General features: G+C 54.3%; 7 protein-coding genes. All 7 read right to left on the bottom strand.

Annotated features, from left to right (window positions below; genetic code table 11):
- Nucleotides 1-345: 345 nt before the first annotated feature.
- The 7 genes from ACOWVD_RS25275 to ACOWVD_RS25245 all read right to left on the bottom strand — a co-directional run bounded on the left by ACOWVD_RS25275 (nt 346) and on the right by ACOWVD_RS25245 (nt 5,631).
- The gene (locus tag ACOWVD_RS25275; protein WP_421105939.1) at nt 346-573 is read right to left on the bottom strand and encodes a hypothetical protein; all 228 of its coding nucleotides are present in this window, start codon (nt 571-573) and stop codon (nt 346-348) included.
- Nucleotides 574-638: 65 nt separating this feature from the next.
- Nucleotides 639-926 (bottom strand): type II toxin-antitoxin system RelE family toxin, encoded by a 288-nt coding sequence (locus tag ACOWVD_RS25270; protein WP_004929861.1) that lies wholly within the window; start codon nt 924-926, stop codon nt 639-641.
- Nucleotides 923-1,174, bottom strand: a complete 252-nt coding sequence (locus tag ACOWVD_RS25265) for a type II toxin-antitoxin system Phd/YefM family antitoxin (protein ID WP_285143030.1) — start codon at nt 1,172-1,174, stop codon at nt 923-925. Before ACOWVD_RS25265 ends, ACOWVD_RS25270 begins: the two co-directional genes overlap by 4 nt.
- Before the next feature lie 95 nt (nt 1,175-1,269).
- Entirely contained in the window at nt 1,270-1,710 is a 441-nt protein-coding gene (locus ACOWVD_RS25260; protein WP_421105938.1) for a dehydrogenase, read from the bottom strand.
- A gap of 605 nt (nt 1,711-2,315) precedes the next feature.
- Nucleotides 2,316-3,080: a plasmid SOS inhibition protein A gene (locus tag ACOWVD_RS25255; protein ID WP_421105937.1), complete on the bottom strand. Its 765-nt coding sequence runs from the start codon at nt 3,078-3,080 to the stop codon at nt 2,316-2,318.
- On the bottom strand, nt 3,077-3,541 hold the full coding sequence (gene psiB / locus ACOWVD_RS25250) for a conjugation system SOS inhibitor PsiB (RefSeq protein ID WP_421105936.1): 465 nt from the start codon (nt 3,539-3,541) through the stop codon (nt 3,077-3,079). The genes ACOWVD_RS25255 and psiB overlap by 4 nt, the downstream gene beginning before the upstream one ends.
- Before the next feature lie 41 nt (nt 3,542-3,582).
- On the bottom strand, nt 3,583-5,631 hold the full coding sequence (locus tag ACOWVD_RS25245) for a ParB/RepB/Spo0J family partition protein (protein WP_421105935.1): 2,049 nt from the start codon (nt 5,629-5,631) through the stop codon (nt 3,583-3,585).
- Nucleotides 5,632-5,893: the final 262 nt, after the last annotated feature.

The following is a 5,893-nucleotide window of genomic DNA, read 5'->3' as shown; positions in this document are numbered from 1 at the left end:
CGTCTGTCACGGGGACAGTCTCTCTGCGCGGATGCCGGGCCTGAGGGGATACACCAGAAAGTGCCAGGCCTTTAGCCTGGCTGCCTTAGCGAACGGCCGCATAAGCGGCCGGGCAGTGAGAGCGGCGCCGGCATCGCCGGCTGCAAGCGCTAGTCTTTGATCTTGCAGTTGGCTTTCAGACCATAGCCGACTGGCCCGAAACCGCAACGCGGGTTCGGCGAGACTTGGCGACCGCAGGCGGGCGGCTAGTCGAGTTGGGCTGATGGCTGGACGTGTGCGGCCAGCCACCGGAGGAAGCTCACAAGAGTTATAAGAAAGGTGTTCCGAGAGCGACTTGTTGCAAGTTTATATTTCTGAACTGCCTATCCAATCATCAGCCAGGTAGGCATCCCATCCCTCTGGCGCCATGCTGTGGATATCAATGGCCAGCAATTGGTCATGCGTCCAGCCAGAACTATCAGGCTTGAAGCTTGCCAGTACTTCACCAGATAAATCCTTGATTATTAGTGTTTGTTTCTCATTTCCTGCCAGCAGGTCTGGTTCTTGGCTCGTGATCGGCTTTGCAACAATCATCTTGTAATTCCTTTATATCCCAAAGGCTTTGATATCATGCGCAAGCCTACAGCCTGCGCCCAGTTTCATTTCAGACGTTCGCTGGCCAACTGGTACACGTCCCCGCGCTCACGTTTGCCGACTGCCACCACAGCAATAATCAGGCAATCGTCGATCACCTCATAAACCAGACGAAACCCCGAGGCGCGCAGCTTGATTTTGTAACACCCCGGCATCCCCCGCAGTTTTGCTGAAGGAATATGCGGGTTCTCGCAGCATTTTTTCAGCTTTTTAGCGAACTGCTGCTGCAGCGCCTTGTCGAGCTTGCCCCACTCTTTCAGAGCCGACTCACGAAATTTGACCGTATACGTCATGCGAACTGATCCAGATCGAAGTCAACCAGCGCCTCGCTGCGGCGCTCATTAACTAATTTGACCAGTTCCTGATCATCGAGGGCATCGAGCATTTGCTCGTAGAGCGCCGCCGGAACGCAATAAAATTCTGGCTTATTGCGGTTCAGTATGGCCACCGGAAATCCGGCGCCAGCGCCAACGGTTTCCATTGGGTTTTTCTTCAGCTCGCTGATGCTCGCGCTTGTGTCACTCAAGATGATATTTGGCATGGTATCCTCGACTTAATAAGACTGCTTAACAGGTCTTATTATACCACCAAAAAGACCTGTTAACAGGTCTTTTTGATAAAATATCGTCCAGCTGGTCAGTTGTACGAATACTCCACCGCCATCTCGAGCGCCAGTCTGTAACGTGCATGTTCCCAGGCACGCTGACCGGTCTCCCCGAAGCAGCACTGCGCTACCCGTTGCCCTCTGACCCAATATTGGATCATTTCGTAAGCAACCCGCGGTTTGTCCGGGAGTTTATAGTCAGCCCCGCAGCTTTGGACGCGCTCTGTCATCCGCCTGAAAATCTCATAGAGCGCCTGCTCCAGCTCCTCGGGGGACGTACTGCTTTGCGCATACAGATCATTTAGGTCGTCTAAATAGCGAAACTCCATCTCCATCGCTCGAACGGCTGCGGGATATTGCACGCCCGGCTTTTCCCACGGCTCAGGGGTTTCTGATTCGCTCCATTTCGCCTTTTCACATCTCTCGGCAGATTCTGCAGCGGCGGTTTTGACGTTGACGTTATAGGGGTTCATTCTGGTCTACTCCTCTTGTGATTCCATCTCTCAGCGAGTTCTTTGCGGCATAGGGCCGAGTTGCGACAGGCCCGGAGAAAAACAAGGGCGCCGTTTGCGGCGTGGCTTGCCAGAACCTTGTTTTTTGAACGGAATGGCGCTACGAATAGCCCTTCGCAAAAACTCGTCGAGTGATGGCCACAGGGAACTCATGAGGATGCACCCCCTCGACACGGCGGTACGCCGGGTCGCCCATAGCGATCGCCACCCTAGGGGCGAACAGTGAAAGCGGCGCCGGCATCGCCGGCTGCAAGCGCAGGTTGTTGACCGTGATGTTGGCTTTCAGACCCTAGCCGACTGGCCCGAAACCCGCAGGGGTTCGGCGAGACTTGCTGGCCGTATGCGGACTGCTAGTCGAGTAGGGCTGATGGCCGGTCGCGCGCGACCGGCCACCGGAGGAAGCTCCTTATTCCATATGGAAAAATCCATAACAGGCCAGCAAGCACATCAATTGCCCCCATAATCTTCAACGTACGTCACTCGCCTGCTGGCTCAAGACTAAAAAGTCAGCCAGAACTGTAAACAACAAAAGGCGCCGAACGGCGCCTTTTCGTGTTATACCTCTTTTAGGACTGGCTCAATTCCGCATCGGCAACCGTATTACCTGCGGCTAGTCTTAGCTTATTAGGGATGAGCAAAGTGTTTAATACACGTTCTGCCTCAGAAAACTCGGCTTCTACTCGCTTCAGCCGATCCATCAGGCTCCACAATGCATCGCTCTTGTAATACTGCAGCCCTCTGCCAGCCATACAGGGGAATCGTTCTATCCATGTCAGAACGCTTTCGACCAGATCGTCTTCGATTATGTCCTGCTTGCTCCAACGCGAATACCACCCCCCAACAGTGCTCGGCGTTGAAAACGCCAGCTCGACTTCCGCCTGCGCAAGTTGGTTCTTGTAACGGCGGCGCTTGTGCTGTTTTTCACGAGAATGTCTACGCTCATCACGCTCATACTGCATATCCCACTGCCGCTCTCGCCGCTCGTGGCACAGAGCACCGTAGGCCGGAAACAGCTTGGCAGCGACATCCCCAGACAGAGGAAGCGGGTTGTATTGGCCACCACTTTCGATCAACGTGTCCAGTGCCGCAACATACTGCGCGATGGATGCGCCGCCCCTCTCATCAGGAAAATAGTTGGATGAAATGAGGCGAATGTCGGTTGATAGGATCTGCCCCCGCCCGTTGTTCAAGACCTTGAAAAAGGCTTTGGCATACGGGAATTCAGCGAGCCGCTTTCCCCTCTTTCTTTTACTTTCGACCAACGCTACGGCATGGACGGCGGCATGCTGATATTCATTGACCGGCACCAGCGCGTGACTGTTCGGGATCATACGCACAGCCCTCCCATTCGCAGCGCAGCGGCCAGCTGCACTGACTGGTTAAACCCGTGCCGGTAGTAATCGCCGACGGTCTCCAGCATCTTGTTTACGCTCTCCGGGTCAAACTTCTCCGCAATATGCAACCAAGCTACACGATTACCCTGGTCTGAATGGTTTGCTGTTTCCTGGAATGGGAGAAAAGCTGACCATACCGGCACTTCATTCCCGGCACTGCACAGGAATATAGCCAGATTGTCATCCTCTCGAGGGCTGATCCGGCAAACAACAGGCATTTGCCCGCAAAACTCGCTGGCCTCCTCCGCAACGGCGACACATCCATCCGGTAGCCCCAGTTGGCCGAGAACAACGCTGTTCAGCTGACGACGCGCTTCCCTGCCCCGGTCGCGATACTGCTCCAGTTCAAAGGCACTCATCACGGCTATCTGCGCAAGGCTCAAATTTTGGTTTTTCATGATGTTTGTTCTGCCGCCCGAGGGCGGCAGCTCCTTGTCAGTTAGGCGGCAGCGCTGTCTTCAACGTTAGTATCATTGGCGTTCGCGGATCTGGCAGTGGCATCAGCCCGGTTTTCCGATTCGGCCTGCGGCTGCGGTGCCATGCAGTTCGGCAACCAACCGGTTTCGCTCAGCACCGCAGCAGCAAACTCAGCGGCATCTTTACGTTTCATGCCCTCGGCATCTTTGGCTTTCCCGCTTTCACCGGCGCTATAGAGAACGTCCACGATTTGGTCTTTGCTAATCCGCGAGAAGAAGTTTGCGGTGGTCGGTTTCCACCATTCGCCGATCTGGAAATCTAGGGCTTTTTCTATAGAATCCAGCTTGGTGCCTACCCGCTTATCCTTGAGATAACTGTCTCGGCCATCGAGGCCGTGGGAAATGCAGTATGCCAACAACTCGAGAACGTCACCCTGTGGCCACGCCAGCAGCCACTCAAAACTTTCGCTCCAATTTTCCGGAAATTGGTTCAACCAGCTCTCATGCATCTCGTTCAGTTTAAGGTTGGCGATGCCACTCGCGCTGCCTGCCTCTTCTGACTGGGATAAGCAGCCGCTGCGCATGCTTTCTACAGAGGTGTGCAACACATAGAAATATCCATTGTCGAACACCCGCCGCGCCAGCGTGAACGTATGGAGTGCAATCGCGACGTTGGTGTTCTGCGCCAGCGCCGCTGACACGGCTAATGTGCGTTCGGCGGATAAGCTGGTCACCAAGACTTGGGAAAGCCCTTTTTCTGATGGCGGGGTGTTCTTCTTGATTTCTTCGCGGTTGGCTTTTTCTTGTTGCTTGATATCTTCTACTTTCATCAAGCCGCGTTGGATTTGGATCCGACCATCTTTCAGGTAAGCGATTATGCCCGCCGTCGCACGAACTTCTGACGGCCAATTGTTGAGTTCTGCAGCTGCGTATATTTCGTTGATACGCGCCTCAATCTGCTCTACACGTGGCGCATGTTCCCATTCTTCGTCTGCATCAAGACCAGTCTCATCGAGCATATCATCCAGCAATTTTTGCTCGGCGATCAGCTGATCCATTTCTGTCTGCTGCCCGCTGGTCAGCCTCGTGGTTACGCAAGGGATCTCGAAAGTCTTCTCATCGTCGGTATAACGTCGCGCTTCGCGGCAACGACCTATCCCCCATACCCAACCTTCTTTTTTTACGATCGCATCAGCAGCTTCCTGCAGTTTGGCGATCGCCATAGATTCCAGCTGCAATGGATTGGTCAGGATGACGCTTTCACCGAAAAGGTCTTCACGAATTTCTCCGCCCGCTGATTGGTAAACATCTAAACCAACAAAATCGACCAGCTCGCTCCCTATTGCTGAGATTTCGCCATTGAGCACTGCGTCTCGCAACGCCTTTGGTTTACGAAGATGCTCGTAGTAACGGCCGTTTTCCCACGCCTGAATCTGGCGTTGGTGATCATCACTCGCTCCCAAAGCCGCGAGTTGATCAAGGGTAATCTGGTCGGTTTTCAATAACTCTTGCAGCGATGGCGCAACCGTTGTCAATTTGAGGCATTTTCTGACATGCACCGTGCGGTAACCGAGAATGGCAGCAATTTTTTCGACAGACGTCCCGTCTTTCGCCATATCACGGAAGTTTTCCAGCTGATCTGCAGGTGTCAGGTTTGAGCGCTGTCCGTTTTCTGCATAAGAAATCGCGCGCGCTTTGTCTTCATCTACAACTTTGACGAAGACCGGGAAGTCCGGTGTAACTGGTACTCCTGCCGCAGATCGACCCTGTTCCATCAACAGATTGAGTGCTAAACGACGCGTTTCGCCCGCTGCAACCCCGTAAAACCCGTTGGCCATCCGGTACACGACTAAGTTTTGCAGTAAGCCAGTTCCTTCAATGCTGTTGGCTATCCCTTCAATATGTCCTTGGGTGCGAGCTGTTTTACGGGCATTGAGCTTTGTATCCACCAATTGTTTGAGCGTCAGAATTTCAACGGCGGCATCGGCCAGCGTATCAGCGACAAACTTCGCCGCCGCGGTTTTCTGTGGCTCTGCTTTGTTGGTTTTTGGTTTTGTCATGGTCTTTGGCATGGTTAATTCCTCCATCAGTAATGAATTTCAGCCAGCGGTCAGCCAATCCGGCTTCTTTCTGGTGTATTCCCCTTTTGGCTTTTGCCGGCGCGGGGAGCCTGGCGCCGTGACACCAAGACCGAGACGGGGTATCAGCTGACGGTACAAGGGCGGCGCCGCAGGCCGCAGCGCAAGCGACCTGACGACCGCAGGGAGGAAGGGAGTGCGAACGGGTGAGGACGCCGGCAACGCGTACCCTTGTGCCGGCGGCGCCCCGGCTCAG

It is taken from the genome of Serratia sp. SA088 (assembly GCF_049065515.1).
Classification (GTDB): Bacteria; Pseudomonadota; Gammaproteobacteria; order Enterobacterales; family Enterobacteriaceae; genus Serratia; species Serratia nematodiphila.
The sequence above is the reverse complement of the archived record's forward strand: the minus strand, read 5'-3'. Positions and strand labels throughout refer to the sequence as shown.